The organism is Sphingobacterium sp. UBA865 (genome assembly GCF_002295765.1).
In the GTDB taxonomy this organism is placed as follows: Bacteria; Bacteroidota; Bacteroidia; order Sphingobacteriales; family Sphingobacteriaceae; genus Sphingobacterium; species Sphingobacterium multivorum.
Genome location: NZ_DBGB01000029.1, coordinates 60,666 through 83,940 on the forward strand (window position 1 = coordinate 60,666; position 23,275 = coordinate 83,940).

The 23,275-nt window shown below is 42.5% G+C and carries 20 protein-coding genes; 19 read left to right on the forward strand and 1 reads right to left on the reverse strand.

Annotated features, from left to right (window positions below; all coding sequences use genetic code 11):
* The first annotated feature begins 242 nt into the window (after positions 1-242).
* Positions 243-689: a nuclear transport factor 2 family protein gene (locus B2O97_RS15785; RefSeq protein WP_201639637.1), complete on the forward strand. Its 447-nt coding sequence runs from the start codon at positions 243-245 to the stop codon at positions 687-689.
* A 320-nt stretch (positions 690-1,009) separates the two neighbouring features.
* Here B2O97_RS15785 and B2O97_RS15790 read toward each other — a convergent pair whose 3' ends face one another.
* Positions 1,010-1,336 (reverse strand): hypothetical protein, encoded by a 327-nt coding sequence (locus B2O97_RS15790; RefSeq protein WP_286767677.1) that lies wholly within the window; start codon positions 1,334-1,336, stop codon positions 1,010-1,012.
* A gap of 357 nt (positions 1,337-1,693) precedes the next feature.
* Here B2O97_RS15790 and B2O97_RS15795 point away from each other — a divergent pair, with 357 nt between their 5' ends.
* From B2O97_RS15795 to B2O97_RS15880, 18 genes are all read left to right on the forward strand, one after another.
* Positions 1,694-1,981, forward strand: a complete 288-nt coding sequence (locus tag B2O97_RS15795; protein ID WP_201639635.1) for a hypothetical protein — start codon at positions 1,694-1,696, stop codon at positions 1,979-1,981.
* Positions 1,982-2,500: 519 nt separating this feature from the next.
* The gene (locus tag B2O97_RS15800; RefSeq protein WP_201639634.1) at positions 2,501-3,064 is read left to right on the forward strand and encodes a suppressor of fused domain protein; all 564 of its coding nucleotides are present in this window, start codon (positions 2,501-2,503) and stop codon (positions 3,062-3,064) included.
* 62 nt (positions 3,065-3,126) lie between these two features.
* Positions 3,127-3,549, forward strand: coding sequence for a hypothetical protein (locus tag B2O97_RS15805; protein WP_286767678.1), 423 nt, complete (start codon positions 3,127-3,129; stop codon positions 3,547-3,549).
* A 352-nt stretch (positions 3,550-3,901) separates the two neighbouring features.
* Positions 3,902-4,612: a hypothetical protein gene (locus tag B2O97_RS15810; RefSeq protein ID WP_286767679.1), complete on the forward strand. Its 711-nt coding sequence runs from the start codon at positions 3,902-3,904 to the stop codon at positions 4,610-4,612.
* Between the two features lie 199 nt (positions 4,613-4,811).
* Complete coding sequence (locus tag B2O97_RS15815) at positions 4,812-5,501, forward strand: response regulator transcription factor (protein WP_286767680.1); 690 nt, start codon at positions 4,812-4,814, stop codon at positions 5,499-5,501.
* Complete coding sequence (locus tag B2O97_RS15820; RefSeq protein ID WP_286767681.1) at positions 5,498-6,877, forward strand: sensor histidine kinase; 1,380 nt, start codon at positions 5,498-5,500, stop codon at positions 6,875-6,877. The genes B2O97_RS15815 and B2O97_RS15820 overlap by 4 nt, the downstream gene beginning before the upstream one ends.
* Positions 6,878-6,964: 87 nt before the next feature.
* Positions 6,965-8,290: a hypothetical protein gene (locus B2O97_RS15825; protein WP_286767682.1), complete on the forward strand. Its 1,326-nt coding sequence runs from the start codon at positions 6,965-6,967 to the stop codon at positions 8,288-8,290.
* Positions 8,291-8,301: 11 nt separating this feature from the next.
* The gene (locus B2O97_RS15830) at positions 8,302-8,712 is read left to right on the forward strand and encodes a Dabb family protein (RefSeq protein ID WP_286767683.1); all 411 of its coding nucleotides are present in this window, start codon (positions 8,302-8,304) and stop codon (positions 8,710-8,712) included.
* Positions 8,713-8,750: 38 nt separating this feature from the next.
* Positions 8,751-9,230 carry a hypothetical protein gene (locus B2O97_RS15835; protein WP_286767684.1) on the forward strand — a complete coding sequence of 160 codons (480 nt, stop codon included), beginning with the start codon at positions 8,751-8,753 and terminating at the stop codon, positions 9,228-9,230.
* Between the two features lie 607 nt (positions 9,231-9,837).
* The gene (locus B2O97_RS15840) at positions 9,838-10,380 is read left to right on the forward strand and encodes an RNA polymerase sigma factor (RefSeq protein WP_159332797.1); all 543 of its coding nucleotides are present in this window, start codon (positions 9,838-9,840) and stop codon (positions 10,378-10,380) included.
* Between the two features lie 153 nt (positions 10,381-10,533).
* Positions 10,534-11,745 carry a FecR family protein gene (locus tag B2O97_RS15845; RefSeq protein ID WP_286767685.1) on the forward strand — a complete coding sequence of 404 codons (1,212 nt, stop codon included), beginning with the start codon at positions 10,534-10,536 and terminating at the stop codon, positions 11,743-11,745.
* Between the two features lie 190 nt (positions 11,746-11,935).
* The gene (locus B2O97_RS15850; protein ID WP_286767686.1) at positions 11,936-15,478 is read left to right on the forward strand and encodes a TonB-dependent receptor; all 3,543 of its coding nucleotides are present in this window, start codon (positions 11,936-11,938) and stop codon (positions 15,476-15,478) included.
* Positions 15,479-15,498: 20 nt separating this feature from the next.
* Complete coding sequence (locus B2O97_RS15855) at positions 15,499-17,280, forward strand: RagB/SusD family nutrient uptake outer membrane protein (protein ID WP_115049870.1); 1,782 nt, start codon at positions 15,499-15,501, stop codon at positions 17,278-17,280.
* 1 nt (position 17,281) lies between these two features.
* Entirely contained in the window at positions 17,282-18,208 is a 927-nt protein-coding gene (locus B2O97_RS15860; RefSeq protein ID WP_115049872.1) for a sugar phosphate isomerase/epimerase family protein, read from the forward strand.
* Between the two features lie 25 nt (positions 18,209-18,233).
* Positions 18,234-19,931, forward strand: coding sequence for a right-handed parallel beta-helix repeat-containing protein (locus tag B2O97_RS15865; RefSeq protein ID WP_070566355.1), 1,698 nt, complete (start codon positions 18,234-18,236; stop codon positions 19,929-19,931).
* 1 nt (position 19,932) lies between these two features.
* Positions 19,933-21,081: a YdcF family protein gene (locus tag B2O97_RS15870; protein ID WP_070566352.1), complete on the forward strand. Its 1,149-nt coding sequence runs from the start codon at positions 19,933-19,935 to the stop codon at positions 21,079-21,081.
* Between the two features lie 5 nt (positions 21,082-21,086).
* Positions 21,087-21,959, forward strand: coding sequence for a phosphodiester glycosidase family protein (locus tag B2O97_RS15875; protein WP_286767687.1), 873 nt, complete (start codon positions 21,087-21,089; stop codon positions 21,957-21,959).
* Positions 21,960-22,055: 96 nt separating this feature from the next.
* Positions 22,056-23,135 carry an SGNH/GDSL hydrolase family protein gene (locus B2O97_RS15880; RefSeq protein WP_286767688.1) on the forward strand — a complete coding sequence of 360 codons (1,080 nt, stop codon included), beginning with the start codon at positions 22,056-22,058 and terminating at the stop codon, positions 23,133-23,135.
* Positions 23,136-23,275: the final 140 nt, after the last annotated feature.

Genomic DNA, 23,275 nt, shown 5'->3' on the forward strand with positions numbered 1-23,275 from the left:
AAGGCCCAGAAAGCATAAATATACGCCTTTGGCCGACTGGTATAGTGTTTGGCATGTGGTTGTCGAAATGTGTCCTAAATTTCTTCGGCATGCTTCCGGATCGAAATCTCTTGTTGGTAAATGACAATTCACCGAGTTTCTTCGATCACTGGTCTAAAGACCATGGGGTAAATGCATATTAAACAGAAGTTTTGGACCCACAAGTAGAAACACGATAACTAACACAATAAAATAAAGATATCATGAAATCATTCGTAAGAAATTGCACTGCAATAGCTTTAATCGCCTTGTCCACATTCACCATGGCAGCTGAAAGATGGGGAGACAAATCAGAAAAGACAAACATTAACCTTTCCACGGCAGGCTTAGCACTGGATCACTATCTTGCAGTCACCACCAAGGGGGAATCGGTAGGCGTGGAGCAGTTGTTTACGGACGATTTCAACCAAAAGATACAGGCTAACAGCATATTGACCTATGGGCGTAGCGCTGTGATTAAATCGTTGAAAAATCAACACGGAGAAAAGCTAAATTGCAAAGTAAATATCAAGATCGTAGAAAAATCAGTAGATTATATGATTGCAAAAATTGCAATGAAATTTGACAGCTTTAGCATGACAGACCTCGTGACTTTGGTTTACGAGAATGGCGATTGGAAGGTGTCCAGGTCAATTCATTCCTACCAATAATGCTTATTCCCTATAAATATATATGTTGTGAAGCCACGTCGAGCGATGTGGCTTTTTCGGACTTATGCCCTTTTGTTTCGATATTTAAAATTTCGATAAGGTAATCCAAATATTTAATCGGGTTAAAAAGTATGCGTTCACTGGATTTTTATCTTTGATAGTCTAAAAATAATCGCGACATGGATCTTACGATAGTAGATATTTTTTGATTTTGATTTTGATTTATTTTTCCCCTTCAGGCTTTTAAATCAATAATAAGCGAGGCCTAAGCCCCGCTTATGTTTCATCAATTATAAGATGAATGGAATATAATTTGAAGACTATATTCCTAATTCACCGTGGGCAAGCATATGCCTGTAAATCGTTCTGCAGTTGTCGAAGAATCCTGAACAGGAATTTTCAACATAGGTTTGCGAAGTGAAGGTGTCAATCACTTGGCCACTAGTATTGTAGACCGTTAGCGTGTAAACACACTTTCTTAGAAACGTTGCTTTGTTTTCCTTTGTTGATTCGGCAACTTCAACTTTGTTGGTGTTTTCGGCAGCTGCCGAAGTACTTGTCTTTACTTCTGCATTTTCTTTGGTGGCTTTTGCTTCAGTTCCGGCGAAGGCCGTGCTTGATAGCGCAGCTAGGGCTACCAAACTCATCAATAACTTTTTCATTGTTTTTAAGTTTTATTTGTTTAATAATGTATGCCTTTTGGGCATATTATAATTATCTAATACTAAAAGTAATCACAAGATATTTGGCTAGGATGAGCGATTCGTATTCGTGAGAGTTGGTCTAATATTCGCCCTTACTTAGTTGATATTTAGTTTATCCAGGAAACTAAAAGCCGCTCAGAAATTAGACTTGGTATCCGTACATATTTTCACCTCCCAATTTCCACCATTCACCGAGTTTTTTTTGATGTTGGTCTAAAGCCCGTAGGCTAGGGACCTCTTGTGTTGTAGTTTTGAGTCAACAAATAAGAACAACAATACTAACACTATAAAAAAGACATTATGAAATCATTAGTAAAAACATTCGCGGCAGCAGCCCTAATCGCAGTATCTATATTTGCAATGGCAGCTGAAGGACCAGGAGCAAAATCAGCAAAGGCAAACGTTAACCTTTCCACAGCAGATTTTGCCTTAGAACACTATGTTGCGGTAACTACTGAGGGGGAATCAGCAGGTGTAGAACAATTGTTTGCCGAAGATTTCAATCAAAAGATCCAATCATCCAATGTACAAAATCACAGTAGGAGTGAAGTGGTTAAATCCTTAAAAAGCAAAAAGGAGAGAAGCTGAACTGCACAGTAAGCACCAATATTCTTGAAGAGTCAGCAGACTATATGGTAGCTAAAGTGACTCTAAAATTTGAAAACTTCACCAAGACTGATCTAATTACTTTGGAGCGTGTGGGCAACGACTGGAAAGTATCCAAATCGATCAATTCTTATAAATAGTATCTAAAAACTAGTGCGTTGCGAAACCAAGTTACAAATAAAGCACTAGTGAATCATATGTTTAAATTTAGTTCGAAGCCACGTCGGGAGAGGTGGCTTTTTTACGTCAAAAGGGCCTGATTCTCATCAGACCCTTTCTCTTAGCGTTTATTTGTACAGTAATTTTTATGTTTCCTATCGTTTCCTCTTTTTTGTTTCGTCATCCAATGTTTTTAAAGACTATTGGATTTTCACTGTACGACGCCAATTTTTATGTTAAATGTTCTTGCCGAAATGAAGCTTGTTGTCGTTCTGTATAGTAAGAACAAAAGTTATATGGAAATAGTTTTATAGGAGTAGATTATTTTTAATAAATTAAAAAATGGATACAGTCTTATACTTTCAGAAACTTTTAGAACACTATACCTGTAATTGGGGAAAGGAATATAACGTTTTGACTTGGCCAAAAGGTCCCTATAAGGATCTAGGCGATCATTTTAGGGTGCTGGAATTTCCCCCAACAACCGAACGGAACATGTGGGCTTATGCGACTATAGGTATGTCTGGCTTGCATGATGAATTTGCCCTCGAACTGCATATGTTTTCTAGTGAGCAAGATGAAACATTAGTTGAATCATTAATAGTCGTAGCACATTATCATAAATTTGGCGCGAGTCTGGGCCATTGGCATACCATTAACTGGGGAAGAGGATGGCGCTTGGATTCTTCTTGCTCTTATGGCCTTATTTCGCTACCTTATCTCGACGGACCCAAACTCGAAATTCTTACCCTCGATAACAATAAGTCAGTCCATTTCTATTGGTTGCTGCCGATTACGGAGGAGGAGGTAGCTTTTAAAAAGGAAAATGGTGCCGAAAAGCTTGAGGAAATATTTGAAGAACGAGGATTAAATTATTTAGATCCATTCAGGGACACGTTGGTTTGAATGAAATAATCTCCGGGGATTTAGTAGTTAAAAATACCAACTTTTCTAAAAAATAGATAGCTATGAAACTACTACGAAATTTTGAATTACACGATATACTGTTTGATTTAGAATCTGGCGAAGAGTTTAAAAATTTGGAGCCAGTCACCAATATTTATGGATGGTACAGACAGATTGAAGATGTTTTGACAGCTTTGTACGTAGAGAAAAATGAACTTTATTTTTTATTTGGTACAACAACGTTCCATGTGGGAGATCATTGTAAAGTAAATTTGATACCACTAGCGGAGAATACAATGGAGCTTCTGATTTATCATAAAGAAGACCTAATTGTTAGATTTTCTTTTCCATTTGCTCCTAAATTCAACTATCCAGCGCTATTTGACGATCTAAATGATTTGGAACAGGATTGGGGATTATTCATTCAGGAAATCATTAATAATCCATTACGGAGGAGGAATATGATTTCAAATCTTATGGAATGAGTTAATAATAAGTTATACTGTTCTGTTATTAAAACCGCTTCCACTTCTAACGACATAATGATTGTTGCAAGAGCATTTAGAATTGTTTAGTGATGAAATTTATCTACAAAAAGTCATTAACGCTAGCGAGTTTTCAGTAGAAAACGGGTAAGAGGATTTTCATTATATAAATTCATAAAAAGCTAGTCTGAGCATATATTTTAAAAGATTTTTAATCAATAAATGATATAAAGGTAGCGGATTTATTATCTTTCACCCATATTCGTAAATATGAGTCATCGTAAGGAAGATCGTATGGTCCAAGATCTTATTAGTCGGGGTCAAAATATTATCAGTAATAACTTTATACCAAATGAATCACAGATATCTTTTAGTACTACTTTTTCTCACTGTATGCCAGTTGGCCTCGGCCCAATTTGCAAAAATCATTGACAAAGACGGCTACGTAAATGTGAGGAAACAAGCTACAGTGAATAGCGTGGTTGTTTCAAAAATTGCTGCTGATGAAATTGTTTATGCATTTCCTGATGAAAAGTTTGGCGATTGGGTAATTGTTGATTATACAGACAAAAGAAATAAGAGCATTACTGGGTATGTACACCATTCAAGAATTAAATATATAGAATCCTACAAGCAGATCCCTACTGTACTTTCTGATGAAGGCACCGCAAAATTTATGACAAAAGATATAACCGTGCAAATAAATTCCGATAGTTTCGATTATGAAAAAAATAAAGGTGATTTTTCATCGACTCAATATGATGGTTATACCGTTGTAGACAAATTTAGAGGGCAGCAGGTCTGGGGAACAGATGGCGAAATCCCTACAAGCCATTACACCTCTATTCAAGCTACTATAAAGGGGAGATTTATCCAGATCCCGGCAAAGGAAATTGAAAACCTATTTAATGTAAACAACGAGTTTGCAACATGCTACTATGATGACCCAAATGATATTTTATACATCAGTACTGTTAACGGCGATGGGGCTGGTGGGTATGCAGTTTTATTTGTGATTAAAAAAGGTCAATATAATGCACGAGTGGTAACCATGCCATTTTAGCAATAGCGATAACGGTAAATTTACCGAGTTTTCCTGACCGTTGTCTAAAGTTCATGGAGGCTGCGCTACTATGAGGAGGGCATAGGATTTTGATTATACTGCTGTTACATTTAATAAGTTGAAACCTAACTCTTCAGCCTTTTTGAAAAATAACTAACTTTGTCCTGCAGTATTAGTAGATACATACAAGCATGCTAGAATGGTGAAAATAATGGTCGTAGAAGACAATGAACGCGTTGCTTCGAGTGTGAAAAAAGGATTAACAAGTCAGGGCTACCTGGTCAATGTTTTTGGTGATGCGGAATCAGCAATCAAAGAAGCCAAATCTGTTGACTATGATTTACTTCTCATAGACATTATGTTACCAAGAATGAATGGCATAGAGCTCAGTAAACAGATGCGTGCGGCTTACCCCAGGATCCCAATCATCATGCTCACAGCATTGGGCAGTATCGATGAAAAAATATCTGGTTTTGATGCGGGAGCCGATGATTATATGGTGAAACCTTTTGAAATACGCGAACTTTTTGCACGTATCGCTGTCTTGCTCAAGCGGCACAGGGAAATCAGTGAAGAAGAGATTCAGGGGATGCTGACCTATGATCGTATCAGTATTGATCTCCGGAGTAAGCAGGTTCATAGTCAGGGAAAACTTATCAAGTTGACTCCCAAAGAGTTTGATCTCCTCCACTTCTTTTTGAAACATAGGGAGACCATGCTCAGCAAGGATGAAATAGCACGTAATGTATGGAGCAAAAATTTTGATACCGGAACAAACTATATTGATGTATATATCAATTATTTGCGTAAAAAAATAGACCGGGATTTTTCACCTAAATTGATTCATACCAAATCCGGACATGGATTTATTTTATCCAATAAAGAATGAAGATTGTTAATAGAACTTCCTGGGTATTTACGCTCTCTTCGGCTATCATTTTGTTTCTATTCGCTTATGCGGTTTATTTCTTCTCGGAATTAAATCGGCAGGAAGAATTTGTGGATCGGCTGCGCTATAAGATCATCTGGCGCGCAGAATTTATTTTTGATGCTCAGGTGCAGGAACATCAGATAAGAAGAATTCATGAACAAAATAAAAAGCTGATCAACGAAGCACAGATTACTGTTTTCGATCAGCAGAATAGGGTTGTTTTTTCCGATATAGGCGAACCGACGTATCCCGATGTTAGATTGGAATCTTTCAAAACGTCTAATTTTTTTACATGGGAGCAAGGCAAAGAACTGTATATGGGCTTGAACTATCAATTTGAGGGTAAGCCTTTTTTCTTGATCGGACATGCGTACGATGTAACGGGCTTTGCACATATGGAACGGCTGAAAAATATTTTGATAACGATTTATATCGTTGCCCTATTTTTTATTTTTTTCTCTTCATTTCTATTTGCACGTTATATTCTTAAGCCAATCAATTACATTATACATCAGATAAAGGATGTGTCCGAACACAACTTGAGCACGCGTGTCTCCTATAGTAATGCAAAAGATGAGCTCTCAGAACTTATCGAAACATTCAACAATACGTTCAATCGGTTGGAAAAATCTTTCAACAACCAGCGCCATTTTGTATCCATTATTTCACACGAATTTAGAACACCTTTGGCAGCTATGATCGCCGAACTGGAATTGGCGCAGCAGCTGAATACCAATGTGGATGAGTATTTTAACTCTATTGATAGGGCATTGCTCGATGCGAAGGAGGCTACGGTACTTTCGACAGCCTTGCTGGATTTTGCCCGGGCAAACTACGATAGTTCGCAGGTAAATTTTGAAGAATTCAGACTGGATGAAATACTGCTCGAAGCAAAGTTGGTGGTCTTAGAGAAAAATAAAGACTATCGGGTAAGCATCGCTTTTGATGCTAATGCTGCAATCGACGAAGAGGAAATCTTGGTATCTGCAAATGCCTACCTCTTGAAAGTGGCCTTTGCTAATCTGATCGAGAATGCCTGTAAATATAGTGCCGATCGGCATGCCCAGGTACTGCTCTCCAGAAATAGAACCGTAGCGCAGGTGCAGGTTAAAGATCATGGTATCGGAATAGACAGCAAGGATATCCCGCATATCTTTGATTTGTTTTACCGTGTGGCGGGTACGCCTTCAAAAGAGGGACATGGCATCGGCCTCTCAATTGTTCAGCGGATTATTGAGATGCATCAGGGGACCGTAGCGGTTAATTCAACTCTCCATGTAGGGACTGTGTTTTCAGTCGAACTTAAACTGGCCTATCTAAAGGGGCTTGAATAAGCTAAAAATTCTAATGGTTTTCTAATAATATCACCTCCATATTCAGCCTAATTTTGACTTATCAAAAAAACAAAATTAGGTTGAATCATGAATAAAAAACAGCTTACCTTGGCATTGTTCCTCAGTTTGGGACTAGGTAGCGCAGAGCTCGCCGAGGCGCAAACCAATGATTTTGGAAATCCAAAACTTACTCATTTCTTAAATAAGGAGCATACACGTTATATCAGCTTCAGCGGGTACGCTGAGCTGTGGGCGAGATATAGTCAGCTCAATCCGGGAAGCTTGGTAAACAACGAGTCCGTTTCGAATGTATCTGATCTTTCTTTGCGGCGTATTAGGGCAAAGATGACTTACAAGCCTACCGAAAATTTACTGTTTGTATTACAGATGGGGCCTACCAACGTAAACGTCAACAGCAAGACTAATACATATATGGATCTCTTGGATGCCTATGCAGAATATAGTTTCAGTCCAAAACTTGCAATCGGTGGCGGCCGTTCGACTTGGCGCGGTCTTTCGCGTTTTACAACAGGACCACTTAATACGCTTCTTTACGACTTGCCTTTGTATGCGACTTCCAATACTGGGGCGACTGATATGGTCGTGCGTGAAATGAGCATCTATGCAAAAGGGCAGCTTGGAAAATTTGACTATCGGGTGGTACTTGCCGATCCATATTCCGCCGCCAGCGCTGATCCTAAATTAAATAAAGCCACCTTTAGCAAAAACGAAGCACGTAAAGATGTGTCAGGGTACTTCCGCTACGCATTTCACGATAAAGAAAGTAACGAAACGCCATTCAATTCGGGTACATACCTCGGTAAAAAAGATGTGCTCAGCATAGGGGCTGGATTTGAGTATATGCACAATGCCCTTTGGCATCTGGATGAACGGCAGATGACCAAAAATGACGATATGCGCAATTTTGCAGCGGATATCATCTATGACGCGCCCATCGACAAAGTGAAGGGAACTTCGATTAGTGCCTATGGTATGGCCATGCACAGCGATTATGGTCCTAACTATCTCCGCTTTGCAGGGACAAACAACCCGGCGACAGGTATCGATGCGGCCAATGCAAGCCTGAATGGTGCGGGAAATAGCTTGCCAAATGCTGGCACGGGAAATACATTTTACGCACAGGTCGGCGGTACACTCCCTTATTTCAATCCATCCAAACATAATTTACAGCTGCAGCCAGCGGTTTCTGTACAAGTAGGGGACTACAAGGCATTGAAAGACAAAAGTCTAATTTATGATGCAGGTATCTCGCTACTGATGCACGGTAATAGCAGTCGGCTGACTTTTGATGCGCAAAATCGTCCGATCTATAATTTAAATGCTGCGGATCAAGCTGTGGTAACAGATCACAAGTGGGCATTTGTGCTTAAATATAGAATTGATTTTAATTAAATAGCAATAACATGAAAAGAAAAGATTTTATCCTTACACTAGGTACTGCTGGTGTTATGAGCTTTGCGGCCACCTCACTGATGGCAAAAGAGAAAAAATCAAAAACTAAAAAAGTGTATTTCCACTATTTGCTTTTTTGGCTAAAACCTGAATTGTCTGCTGAACAGGTAGAAGAGTTTAAACAGTTTTTTGAAGGTCTTAAAAAGCTTCCCTATGTCAAAAATGTACGTTATGGAAAGCCAGCTGCTTCTTCACCAAGGGCGGTATTGGACAACTCGTTTACCTACAATGCGTCTATGGAATTTGCGACATTGGAGGAACTAGAGGCTTATGGTAAACTGCCGGGACACCTCGCCCTTGTCGCTAAATACAAACCTTATTTCGAACGGATGATGGTACACGACACAGTCTATGAATTCTAAAATTAAAACAACAAAATAATAATTTCAAACATTACAAAATGAAAATGATATCCAAACTAACTATTGCTTGCATATTGGCAACATCAAGCTTAACCGCTGTGAAAGCGCAAGAAGGCCATGGAAAAATTAAGACGGTCAACGTGGAAGCCGAAGGTAAAATGCCTGCAGTACGATTGATCAACAATCCGGATGGAACCTGCTCGTTTCAAAAAGGCTTTATTCCAACATTGAAACACGCCAATACGAGTACATTTTGGACAAGCAATAAAACAGAAGAATGGGAGAAAAATGCTCATCCAGCTCCAAGAAGACAATACGTGGTTACGCTGAAAGGTAAAATCAGATTTAAAGTCAGCGATGGTTCAACTTTTTTAATCAAACCTGGAACGATTCTTTTGGCTGAAGATTTGAAAGGTACTGGGCATAGCTGGGAAATGGTTCATTCAAAAAGCTGGGAAAGATTGTATATCCCTATCAATGAGGGAGCTGATGATCTTTTCGTGACAAAGAATAACTAGCATGTATGTTGTGCCGCAGTCTGACCTGTGGCACAACATTGGTCGTAATTTTTCTTGTTACCTATGAGGACTTATTTTGATGAGATTCCAAAGGTTTAAAGCTTTATAACCCATTTACAGAAAAGTTTTCTGTAAATAGGAGATTGAAATAGTCTAGAAAAATTACTTATTATTGCCATAGTATATAGTATTCAAACTAGTTTTACAATGAAACTAAAAGCTGATATTTTGCAGCTGATTTTAACCAAAAGATCCAAGCTACCAATGCACAGTCGAATAGCCGTAGCGACGTGATTAAATCCTTGAAAAAACAAAAAGGCGAAAAGCTAAACTGTACAGTAAGCGCTGATATTATCGAGGAATCGGCAGACTATATGGTCGCTAAAGTGACTTTGAAATTTGAGAATTTTACTAAGACTAATCTGTTTAATTAAGAAATTAGCCAGACCTGTAGCATGGAGAGTGCTGCTTTTTTTATAGGGAGATTGAGCTCGAAATTATGGATATTAATGTTAATTTTATATGAAATTAACATCTGTTAGGTTAATTTGCATCAATTAAATATACCGAATTCATGATCGTTGGACTGAAACATATTTCCATATCAATGGACGATTTTCTCTTATTACAAGCTGGAGATCAGTCTATTTTTGGTATTGTGTTCAATTATTATCAGCCGATTATTTATTTTAAAGTCAGACAACTCTGCAAAAGTGACAGTGATGCGGAGGAGGTCACACAGGAAGTTTTTATTGAATTTTATTTAAAAAGAATGCAGCTCTCCGGTCCGGAAGCCATTTTTCCCTTTCTATTTGCTATTTCAAAGAGAATGGCCATATCCAATTTCCGTAAATCGCTGGTCCGATCCAACTATCTGCAGTCGCTTCAGCACAGTTGGCCTGAAAGTTCTTTTTCGCTCCAGGAAGAATTGGATGGCAAAGAGCTACAGGTCATTTTAGAATCTATTATTGCACAATTGCCTCCACAGCAGCAGGCAGTTTACCGGCGGAGCAAGTTTGAAGATCAATCTTATCAGGAAATTGCCGATGAAGAAGGGCTCTCCAAAAATACCGTGCGTAATCACCTCAGTCTCGCCTCAAAATTTGTCCGGTTCAAGCTGGATAAAATCCTGTCCATCTTTTTTTTCTAAGCAACTCGGGTTGCCACCTCTTTTCCTGTAGTTGTAATTAGCCATCTCAGGGGGCTAAAAAGTTAGGTCGCCTAAAATCCGTAAAAAAAAATTTTTTCTATTGGTACTTTTTCCGGCTTCGTGCGATTATGTAGTTGAAATCGATCCAAAGGAATGAACCAAATTGAACAATACAGCCAATTAATACGTAAATATCTTGCTGATCAAGCCAGCAAAGAAGAACAGGAACTGCTTGTAGGATTAATGGATGATCCTGCATTTCTGCAGGCTTGGGAGAAAGTCTGGCGAGAGAACTCGTACCCTGCAAAGCCCGCAACATACCCCGATCCACATCGGATGATGGAAAATATATTAGCCGATCCGAGATTAGCAACACCTGCATCTACGTACCAAAGAACTACAGATGGACATTTTAATTTCAGGAGTAGATGGTGGCAGGTGGCGGCAATCTTTCTTGCGTTCTGCGGAGCCGTGCTATGGGGCTACTACAACTTTTATACCGTGGATATGCAGCCAAAAGAGCAGCTGTCTACGGTGTCGATCGTACCGGGTTCTGATAAAGCCATAATCATTCTTGAAGATGGAAAACAGATCGACCTCAGTTTGCTCCATGCGGATACAGTCCTTGACCAAGGCGAATATTTGATCACCAAAGATAACAAAGGTCAAATCAGTTATAAGCTCAAAGACATGTTGTCACCAACAAATAACATCGTCTACAATACGGTCGTAACCCCTAGAGGTGGAGAGTATACATTAAAGATGGCCGACGGAAGTCTTGTGCAGCTCAATGCAGGCAGTAAGATCAAATATCCTGTAAAATTTGATGCGAAGTTGCGGTCGGTGCAGCTCGAAGGTGAAGCCTATTTTGAAGTGGCTAAAATGGACAATAAAGGCAAACGGGTACCTTTTATCGTGCAAAGTGGAGCACAGACACTCGAGGTTCTTGGAACACATTTTAACATCAGGAGTTTTGGGGATCAAATCGTTACCACGTTGGTAGAAGGAAAAGTCAAGCTATCTTTTGGCGATGCTGCCTTGAAAGAACAGGTCCTAGCGCCCAATGACCAGGTCGTTTTCGATAAAAGCCGCAAGAGCGTGAAAAAGGAACAAGTGGATCCGTTCTATAGTCTTGCCTGGAAAAATGGAAATTTTGCTTTTGATAATGCATCCATTCAAACGGTCATGGACGAGGTAGAACGCTGGTATGATGTCGAGATCAGTTACCAAGATCAGCTGCAGGGACAGCACTTCTCCGGGACAATCTCCCGCTATGAAAATATCGATAAATTGTTGAAAACAATTTCTCTCGCCGGTGGCGTACATTTCGAACGTAAAGGAAGGAGGATATATGTGCTAAACTAACGCTGATGAGAAGGGAAGCATATATAACAATCAGGAGCGCGCCAACGCCCCTGAAAGTTTTGTCTTTTTCTCGACATGGATGAATAGTAAAACCGTTAAATTTTATCTCAACCGAATGCAATTTAATAAAAAAAAATTGATCGGACCGACCCAATTATGTCAGGTAAGATCCCAGAAAATACCAATTTCTATGAAATTGTCATTAGCAATTCCTCTCTTATTCGCAGCCAATTTGCAGCTGCATGCATTTTCTTTTGGCCAGACCGTCAATCTGAAGCGGAATAATGTGAAAGTGAGTGCTGTCTTGAAAGAACTGCAGAAGCAAAGCGGATACAATATTTTTTACAACGAATCGCTGATCGCAAAAGACGACCGTATCAGCGTGAGCTACCACAATATTTCTTTTGAAGAAGCCTTGAAAGATCTATTGGCCCAGTTGCAGTTATCTTATGTCAAAGCGGATAAAAATATTGTCTTGAATAAACAAGTGGATCAGCCCGTTCGCCAGGTATCGGTTACGGAGGCTCCGCAGCTGTACCCGGTCAAAGGATTTGTCAAAGACGATCAGGGCCGACCGTTGGACAATGTTACTATCAGTGAAAAAGGCAAAAAGGAGAAAACACTCAGTCGGGAGGATGGCAGCTTTCAGATCCAGGTCAGCAGCCCGGATGCCATACTTGTATTTACGATGGTTGGCTATCAGCCGCTGGAAATAGCGCTGGCAAAGCAGTCGACATTGCATGTGACCATGAAGCCGGCTATCAATGCAATGGAAGAAGTTGTCGTCGTGGGCTACGGTGTACAGAAAAGAGCCAATCTGACGGGAGCTGTGTCGCAGGTCAATGCGGATGATATCGCGCTGCGTCCAAGTGCAAATATTGCAGGTACACTCCAGGGACTTATGCCGGGCTTGAATATACAGCTCAACAGCGGTGATCCATCCAAAACACCCGATATCAATGTGCGGGGATTCAATTCCATCAATGAGGGCGGCCCGCTGGTATTGATCGACGGGATCGAAGGGAATATCACACGGGTTAATCCCAACGATATTGAAAGTGTTTCTGTCCTGAAAGATGCTGCTTCGGCGGCCATTTATGGAGCCCGTGGTGCTTTTGGAGTCATCTTGGTCACCACCAAAAAAGGAAAGGCAGGAACAGTTAAGGTCGATTATGTCAATAATTTTGCCTGGACTACACCCGCCTCCCGTACCGACTATATCTCCGATCCCTATGTCTATGGTAAAACAGTAGATGCCGCACTGTATGGTTATAACGGCAGTTCCTATACACGTTACAATGCAATGGACTGGGACGCAATTAAAATGGTGGCTGCAGGTGAGATTGCGCCCTTTCATGAGAAACAGACAGACGGAACCTATAAATTTTTCTATAAGACCAACTGGTGGGATTACCTATTTAAAAAATATCAGCCCTCCAACTTCCATAATATCGCCATTTCAGGTGGCAGTGAAAAGTTGAAAGCCTATCTCTCTGGACGTGTATTCAAACGGGAAACGATCAACAATATCAATGACGATGCGAATATGGATCGCCAGAATATGAAATCCAATTTGGTATTCACGCCCAACAGCTGGTTGGAAATTTCAAACAATACGCAGTTCATCAACGAAAAGGATAAAGAATATGGGGGGTACAGTAATGGTCTGGGGGGACTTTGGAGCACGACGACCTGGTATAATCTAATGCCTTTTTACCCCAATTTTGTCGATGGTATTCCAACGGATATCGGTGTGGGTACTGGCGGTCAGGGAGCCAATGCAGGGCTGGAATCCGGAAAAAGCTGGGAGGTACGCAATAGTGAAGAGTTTACCAATACCTTCCGTGTCCTGCTCAAGCCAATGAAAGGCCTACAGGTAAATTTTGATTATAGCAACCGTATCGAAAACTTTTCACGGAGCACACGCCTCAACCCCTTTAGTTACTATTCGGGCAACAAGCTCAATTATACGACAGCAGGGCTCAACCGTCTGACAGAATACCGCTGGAAAGACAAATATAACGCGATGAACCTGTTTGCGACCTACGAAAAAAGTGTGGCGCAAAAACATCAGTTCAAATTATTGGTAGGCTACAATCAGGAATCCTTTGACCGGGACCGTATCGCCGGGGCCATGGACGACCTGCTGATCGAAGATCTATCCAACCTGGCGCTGGGGACTTCCATGTATAGCCTGAGTGGAACAGCTGAAAATTGGGCTATTCAGGGTGTATTTGGCCGTTTTAATTATGCCTACGATAATAAATACCTGCTGGAAATAAATTCGCGGTATGATGGTTCGTCACGCTTTCCAAGCGGGAGCCGATGGGGATTTTTTCCCTCCGTCTCATTAGGCTGGCAGCTAGATCGTGAGCACTTCTGGGAATCGATCAAAGGCAGTATACCTACCTTAAAACTCAGAGCTTCTTATGGCAAGCTCGGCAACCAGACTGTAGGTGTCAATACCTTTAAAGAATTGATGACGGTGCAGCAGTTGGCTTGGCTAAATGGAGGCTCCCGTCTTATCGGGGCGAGTACACCGGCACCGTTGCCGAATGTCGTCACCTGGGAACGGACCAAAAGCATTGACTTCGGTGTTGATCTTGGGCTGATCCAGAACAAGCTAAATATCAACTTTGACTGGTATCAGAAGGATGTTGAAGGCATGTATCTTCCGGGGCAGCCACTTCCAGCGGTATTTGGAGCTAATGAACTGCGTGAAAACTATGCTGCTTTGCGCAATAAAGGTTTTGAAGTGGGGGTAAGCTACCAGGATAAATTTGACCTTGCCGGCTCACCCTTTCGTTTCAACATCGCCGCAAATACCACTAATTTTAAAGGGATCATTACGAAATATAATAATCCACAAGGCTTGTTGAGCTCCTATTACGAAGGACAGGTGCTAGGGCAGATCTGGGGATACCATATCGACGGACAGTTTCAGTCCGATGCGGAGGCATTGAGCTACCAGAATAGTTTCCAGGATCCACAATTGTCCCTCTCCAAAGTATATAATGATATTCTGAGTGTGTCGCAAAATAGTGAATGGAATATGTTGCGCGGCGGCGATGTGAAATACGTGGATCTCAATGGTGATGGACGCATCGACAAAGGCGATAATACGCTTGCCAACCACGGTGATATTAAACCCATTGGTAATGCCATGCCGAAATTTCCATTTGGAATCAATATGAGTGCTTCCTGGAATAATTTTGATCTCTCGGCAGCCTTTGCTGGTGTTGCCAAACAGGATTGGTACCCGACAGGAGATTTATACTGGGGTTCCTACCAGCGCCCATATCTTTCCTTTGTACGCAAAGACTTGGTAGATAATGCATGGACGCCGGACAATAAAGGGAACAGGTATCCACAGATCTATCGGGGATACTCGTCGCTGCAGAGTGGAAGGTCGCTGTACGAATTAAACGACTATTACCTGACCAATGTTGGGTTCCTACGGATGAAAAATTTTACGTTGGGATACACCTTACCGCAGAAATGGACAAGGCGCTATAAAGTTGAAAAATTACGGTTTTACTTCAGCGGCGAGAATCTGTTGACCTGGAACTTTGGCCATCTGACGAAGTATATAGATCCCGAACAAGCAGGTGCAATGATCAATTATAATTCGCCTGCAAGTGCCAATGATCCTGCGGATTCCTCGGAGCGGGGACTGCTACGGGACTATCCCATGGGTAAAACTTATTCTTTTGGTTTAATGCTTACGCTTTAATACTTGACAACGCAATGATAATGAAACTTACAACAAACACCTATAAACTACTTGGTCTGTTGATCTTGCTATCGCTGGCAGCTTGTCAGAAAGATTATTTGGACCGTCCCTCGGAGGACCAGGTGGAAGCGCCTTATTTTTTCAATACAGCAAAGGATCTGGAGGTGGCCACCAATGATTTTTACACCTTTTTACCCAATGAATCCTGGTATACAAACGATGGTAATTCGGATAATATGATACCCCTTACGGTTGCCGACCGGATCAAGGGCAATCGAACTGTCCCCGTGGGAAGCGGTTCGGGCGGTTGGTCCTGGAGCCAGTTGCGCAAGATCAATTATTTTCTGGCCAACTACCATAAAGTTCCCGACGCTGTAGCACAAAAGAAATACGGCGGCATAGCCCGTTTTTTTAGAGCGAATTTTTATTACGATAAGGTGAAAACTTTCGGTGACGTGCCCTGGTACGGAAAGGTGCTGAGTGCCAAAGATGAAGACCTTTTCAAGGCTAGGGACACCCGACAGCTGGTGATGGATTCCATTATGGCCGATCTGGACTATGCGATCGAAAATATACCAGCTGAAAAACAGCTTAACTTGATCACTAAATACACGGCGCTGCTGCTGAAAGCAAGGGTGGCACTCTTTGAAGGAACATTTAGAAAATACCATCAGATCGCAGGACATGAAAAGTTCCTGAATGAGGCTGTTAGTGCATCGACTGAATTGATGAATAGTGGGGCCTATACCTTGTACAGCCAGGGCGGTGCGGATCAAGCCTATCGGAATCTATTCGCCCGAAATAATCAGGATCAGGTGGAGACTATCCTTGCCATTGATTTTGAACTGGGCATGCGTGTGCATGGCCTTGGCTATTCCTTTACCTCAGCAACTTCGGGGGCGTACGGTATCGCCAAAGATATGATCAATAGCTATCTGATGAAGGATGGAAGCCGTTTTACGGATAGATCAGGTTACAAGACCATGGAATTCTATCAAGAAATGCAGAATAGAGATCCAAGGCTTACACAGACAACAGCGGGGCCAGACTTCCGAGCTAACGGCGAAACAGCGAATGAGCCTGTCAACTTGACGATCACCACGACAGGCTACCGTCTGATCAAGGCATTGCCGGATAAATTGCAATGGGGCGTATCGGCCTCCTATTTTGATGTCATCTTATTCCGTTATGCGGAGGCACTGCTGATCAATGCCGAAGCAAAAGCCGAACTTGGGACGATCAGTCAAAGCGACCTTGACTTGACGGTCAATAAGTTGCGTAGCCGTGCGGGGATGCCGATGCTATCCCTCGCTGAAGCGAATGCTAACCCTGACCCCTATCTGCTGGCCATGTATCCCAATGTTGATGCTGGTGCATTCAGGGGAGTTCTTTTGGAAATACGGCGCGAAAGACGGATCGAATTGTTCAACGAAGGACAGCGCTGGGATGACTTAATGCGATGGAAAGCCGGATCCAAACTGAATCAGCCTATTGTCGGGGTTTATTTTCCCGGTATCGGAGCTTATGATTTTACAGGAGATGGCAAGGCGGATGTGTATGTCCATACAGGTAATACATCGGGTGCACCGGGTACGGTGACCACCTTGATCAATATCAATCAGCGGACACTTTGGGACCCAGTTTCGAATACACAGAATGCCAATAAGGGGTCACTTGATCCATTTTATCAACGGGGTAAGTTTGATGAAAAACGTGATTACTATGCACCGATCCCAATCGAAGATATCAAGTTAAACCCAAATTTGAAACAAAATCCTGAATGGGAGAAATTATACAGATAACATGAAACAACTTATTTTTATTTCGATCCTCTGTTATCTTTTGATCCCTGGATATACGTACTGTCAAAAACAGGATCGGCCTGATTATGCCGTTGGCTACTCTCTTGATATCCGGAAGATAGCATTTGAAAAGCTAAAAGCAGACAAAGAAGCTGGTATGGATTATATAGAGATTGCAGGTCTCGGAAGCTTCGTCAATGCAGACCTCAGTTTAAAAATCCCGCAGGCTGAATGGTTGCTTAAATGCGATTCGTTGGCCATTGTACTGAAAAAAGCTGCGGTGAAGGTATGGTCTATCCATATGCCCTTTTCCGCCAAAATAGATATCTCTACGCTGGACGAACAGCAGCGGCAGCAGGTGATGCGAATGCATTTGCAGCTACTGGAAGGTCTTTACCGTCTTCATCCGCAGGTGATTCTGTTTCACCCATCCTATTATCTCGAACCCAACAGACGCGAGGCCCGCAAGGAGCAGCTGGTACGTTCTGTCAATGAGTTGTACACGGCGGTATCGGGGGCAGGGCTTCAACTCGTCATCGAAAATATGCTCGGGCCTTCGCTGACGGTAGGGGAGCGGGAACGACCCCTACTGCGGACCGTAGAAGAATGTCAGGAACTTTTTGCCCGCTTTCCTGATCAGGTTGGCATTGCAGTGGATATGAACCATATTGCACATCCCGAGCGGCTGCTTTTGGCTTTTGGACCGCGCGTCAAGACGCTTCATGTCGCGGATGGGGATGGAACAAAGGAAAGTCACTACCTGCCTTGTAATGGTAAAGGGCAGAATGACTGGAATACCATATTGGCCGCACTGGAAAAAATTAAATATAAAGGTGTATTCATGTTTGAGTGTCATTATGAAACCACAGCCCAGCTGATTGAATGTTACCGTCAGCTGCAGCAGATTTATAGCAACACAAAACAATAAGTAGGTTCAAAAAACATTGATTATAATGAAAAAATCGTTATATATTTTTATGGTTCTTTTGTCTGCCTTAGGCATACAGAGCTGTAAAAAAGATAAAATCGAAAGTGAGCAGCGGCTCCTGGTCGATCGGGATTATATGGAGGTCGGCAGTAGGGCCGATACCTATCAGTTGGACATCTTGGCGAATGCAACGATTACCGTCAGTAGCGACAAAGACTGGATCAAACTGGATAGTACGGTGTATCCCAAAGGGAAAAATAAGATCCGGTTTTCTGTTTCGAAAAATTCGGAGGATGAACGTTCGGCGACTTTGCTGCTCAGGCTGAACGATAATGTATCGCAGGAGATCTTGATTTTGCAGGAATCCGGAAAAGTGCCCGTTTTTTATGTGACTCCCGCAGGTAAGGGAGATGGCAGTTCGTGGAGTAGTGCTACAGATCTCGATCAGGCACTCGAAAAAGCAACGACAGGCAGTACCCTATTCTTGGCCGAGGGAACCTATATTCCAACTAGAACCATTCGCAATGGTGATGTGAATGAGGAATCCGATAAAACCATAGAGATCGCAAAAAATGTCAGCCTAATAGGCGGATACGCGGCCAATGTCAAACCTGGAGATCAGCCCAATCCGGCCTTGTATAAAACCATCTTTCAGGGGAAGCTTTCCAGTGGAAAATCGGTGTTTCACACAGTCACAGTGACGGCAACCCCGGATCCTGAAAATCAGGTTATGCTGGAAAATATCAGCATCAAAGGGGGAAATGCCACCGACCGCAGTGCCAGTACAACGATCGATAACGTAAAATTCAGCCGTGGCCAAGGTGGCGGTATGTTAATTGGTATGGCCAGGGTTCTGCTCAAAAATGTGGAGGTGATTGATAATAAAGCGACCGCAGATAAGGGAACTGCAGGTTTTGCTGCCGGCATCTATGCGTTTTCAGGTGCCCAGCTCAGGTTGGAAAATTGTCGCATCAACAATAATAGCAACAGCGGAAATAACGGTGGCGGACTATGGATCGCCGATGGGTCACTGATTGCCTACGATAGCCAGTTTAATCACAATAGTGCCAAAGGCACCGCAGGGGGCTTACACGCTTATCCAAATGCAGCTATTACACTCTATAATTGTGAGGTGGTTGGCAATTCAAATACATCCTATGGAGCAGGGGTTTATCTGCGTGAAAAATCAAAAGGGGTATTTGTTAATTGCCTGCTGGCTGAAAATTCAAGTACATCAGCCAACGGCGGTGGCGGACTGATGCTGTATGATAACTGTCAGGCAGACGTAATCAGTACAACCATTACCAAGAATGCCGTTGTTGGTCCCGGCGGAGGTGTCTATCGCCGCAGCAATGTCAACAACTTGACTTTGATCAATTCAATCGTTTCGGGCAATATTCAGGCGGGCAGTTCAAGCGATGTTGATGCTTATTCGGATAACATTGCTGTTGTTCCATTAATCCAGCACACTGTTGCTACGAAGGCGGTGTATGGCGCTGATGGAAGCATTGTTCCAAAGCTAAGCTTTGAACCTGCGACCATGCTGAATCCGGATTACCTGCCCATCGGTGCCGAAAATCCGTCCATGAGTTATGGTTTAAGCTCATCCGGATTGCTGGAGCTTGCCAAGAAATATAAGCCGGCATTGGACGATAGTCGCATGCAACAAGATATCAATAATAACCCGCGCTCTTCTACTTGGATGGGTGCAAAAGTGAAATAAGATGAAACAATTAAGCTGTTTATTTATCCTTACCCTTCTTCTATTAGGCAACAGCCGAGCTGCTGAGCACAAGAATATCCTGCTATTATTGGGTTCAGCCGATCCTGAGGTATTGGCCCAGCGGGTAGATGTTGCTGCCCAGCTCTACCATATCCGGCCGATGGATGCTATTGTGGTGTCTGGAGGTTGTGGTGCGCACGGTTCCAAGATTTGTGAAGCTTCGTCCATGGCGCTGCAATTGGTCAGCAAGGGGGTACCTGCGGCATTGATCTTCAAGGAGGAAAACTCCAAGACGACGGTGCAGAATTATATTTTCAGCAGACGCCTCAAAAATAACGCTGGAGAGCGAATCATCCAGCCTGGAGATACGGTGTATGTTGTTTCCAACCACTGGCATGCGATCGCTGTTGCTGCACGCCTGGAAAAATACGATGGGGTGACAGCGAAATTTTTTATTGAAGGTGCTATTCAGCCCAAAAAGGAAGACCGTCTTGATTATGGCGGAATATTTAACGCTTACGATGACAACCATCTTTTTACGTTAAAAGGCACCTGGCTGACACCGGAAGCGGTATGGACAAAAAAAGACAGCACCTATTATCTCACACAGGATATGGTCTACACAACGGATGTAGCTAACACAAGCTATAGTGTCAGTCCAGTGGAGAAGCTGTTTCCTTTTCTGAAAGGGAGTTCAGAGTTTAATCCACCGATATATATTGACGACGTGGTCGTATGGTACATCCTCTTTGATGGCTATTGCCGTAAAGTTTCAAAAAAAGATTTTAAGGTGCTGGATGAACAACCGATTCAGAAATGGCTGACGCTGCCAGACACATTGAACTGGAGCCAAATCAATACAGGGTATATCCAGGGAAAATCATTGGTATTGATCGGAAAGGACAAGGTGCTATTGGCGGAGCGAAAAGGAAAGGCCTTTCAGTATGAGCGGGAAACTGTGCCGCAACACTATTTTGCCAACTGGCCCTATAGCTGGGGGACGGGCAACGTAAGTGCGGCAAGATTACTGCCATCAGAAAACAAGGTCGTCTTTTACCGCAATATGGAATCGGCCGTATACACTATTAACCAGAAAACAATTGAAAAAGTGGTTCCATTAAAATTAAAGTGGATCGGCGAAATAAAGTAAAACAGATGAAAAGAAATTTTATATATAGCTTATTGCTGCTTTTTCTTGTTATTTCATGCAAGAAAAATGAGGGCGGAACGCAGCTGCCCTATGACTACAGTATTCCCCAGGAAGAAAACTTGGCGGAGATTATCAATACGGCAGCTTGGAATACAAAAACGGTTGCTGACGGTGTGCTGTGGAAATATTACCAATTTCCACGGATATTTGAAACCAAACAATATGTCAATGTATTTGAGATCGATCTGAAGAAAGGCATGCAGCTGGAAATTCCCTATGTGAAGACCGGATTTCTAAAAACAAGTGCTGCCGCGACGGCTAAGGGCGCTTTGGTGGCATTTAACGGCAGTTACTTTAATACCAGTACAGGCGGATCAACCGTATTTTTCAAATACGATGGCCAGGTAATCAATCAGACTGTGAATGGATTTAATAGCTACCGTGAAAATGGTGCATTTACCTTTACGGGGCAAAGCTATCAGATTGTGCCGAAACCCGCAGGAGGCTGGGGGACGCTGAGCGCCACCGCTGCACTGGCTGGCGGCCCGTTATTGATGCAGAATGGTCAGGTGCTGGAGCAGTTGAATGTAGATTTCAATACCAGCAGACATCCCCGTACAGCAGTGGGGCTTACCAAGGACAATAAACTTATTGTAGCTGTTATTGATGGCCGCTCATCACAATCACAGGGACTGACGATACCCCAGCTGGGCGAGTTAATGGCTGCCTTGGGCTGCACTTCCGCGTTAAACTATGATGGTGGCGGTTCCTCCACAGCTTGGGTGAAGGGCGAAGGCGTGGTTAACTATCCTTCAGATAATGGAAAGTTTGACCATGAAGGTGAACGCGCTGTAGCTACGGTATTTACAGTGAAATAAATTCGATACCTTTATAAGTAGATGGCCATCTTATGGATAATATGAGATGGCCACTATTCAATTAGAATCATTTCTATTGCTATTAATTGAAACATCATGAGAAAAAAGACAAGTATCCTATTTTTCCTCCTTCTTGTTTGTGGCTCAGTATCTTTATACGCCCAGCAGGTTATTTCGTCGGCCAAATTTGAGCTGCAGGGAAGAGCTTTTGAAAACGCATCAAAATTTCATCGGATAGATACAGCGAAGTACAGGCAACTTCCTGCTGCGGTAAAGAAATTATATACCCATGCTGCAGGAATGTTTATTACGTTTAAGAGCAATACGAGCAAATTATCTTTACGATGGAAGACGGCGGATGCGGCGCTAGGCAATAATTCCACGCCGATTATGTCACGGGGTTTTGATGTATATGTAAAAGAGCCCAGTGGGTGGCGCTTTGCAGGGGTAGCTCGTCCCGATCTGAACATGGCGGAAAGTAAAGCTACGCTTGTTGAAGATATGGCGAAAACAGAAAAAGAATTTCTTGTTTACTTTCCCTTGTATAAAGAGCTATTGGATTTTGACCTGATTATTGATGACAAAGCCACCTTTGTTGGTACCAGACAGTCTTTTAACAAAAAGGTCGTGATTTATGGTTCCAGCATCGTCCATGGTGCTTCCGCAAGCCGCCCGGGATTAGCTTATCCAGCGCAATTAGGGCGGCGGTTGAACGCCAATGTGATCAACATGGGCGTGAGTGGCAATGCCCGGATGGAGCCTGCCGTGGCTGATATGCTATGTGATATTGATTCTATGGGTCTACTCATCATGGATTGTGTGCCAAATAGTAGTCCCGAAGAAGTCAAAGAACGAACGTTTAATTTTGTGAAACGGATTCGTAAATCCCATCCTCAGGTACCCATATTGCTGATAGAGAGTATTACCCGTCAGGTCGGCAATTATAATTTAAAATGGAGCGCGCAATTGACCGAGCAGAATAAGAATTTTAAGCTACAGTATGAAAGACTGCTACAGGCAGGTTACAAAAATTTGTATTACATACCTACAGACCATTTGATAGGTGATGATTCGGAAGGAACAGTGGATGGCACCCACCCTACAGATGTGGGATTTGAAAGGATGCTTAAAATAATCGGGCGTAAAGTAGAGGCGATTCTAGAAAATAGTCCGTAAATCTTCACCAGCTTTCCACTACTACTCCGGGAGTAATCGCTGACTTTCAGAAATACGCAGACATCTAATCGTGTCAGTTTGCAGAAGCAGGGACGTATTTGTAAACCCCTTAGAAACCAAAAAAAGAAGCTGTCTCAAAT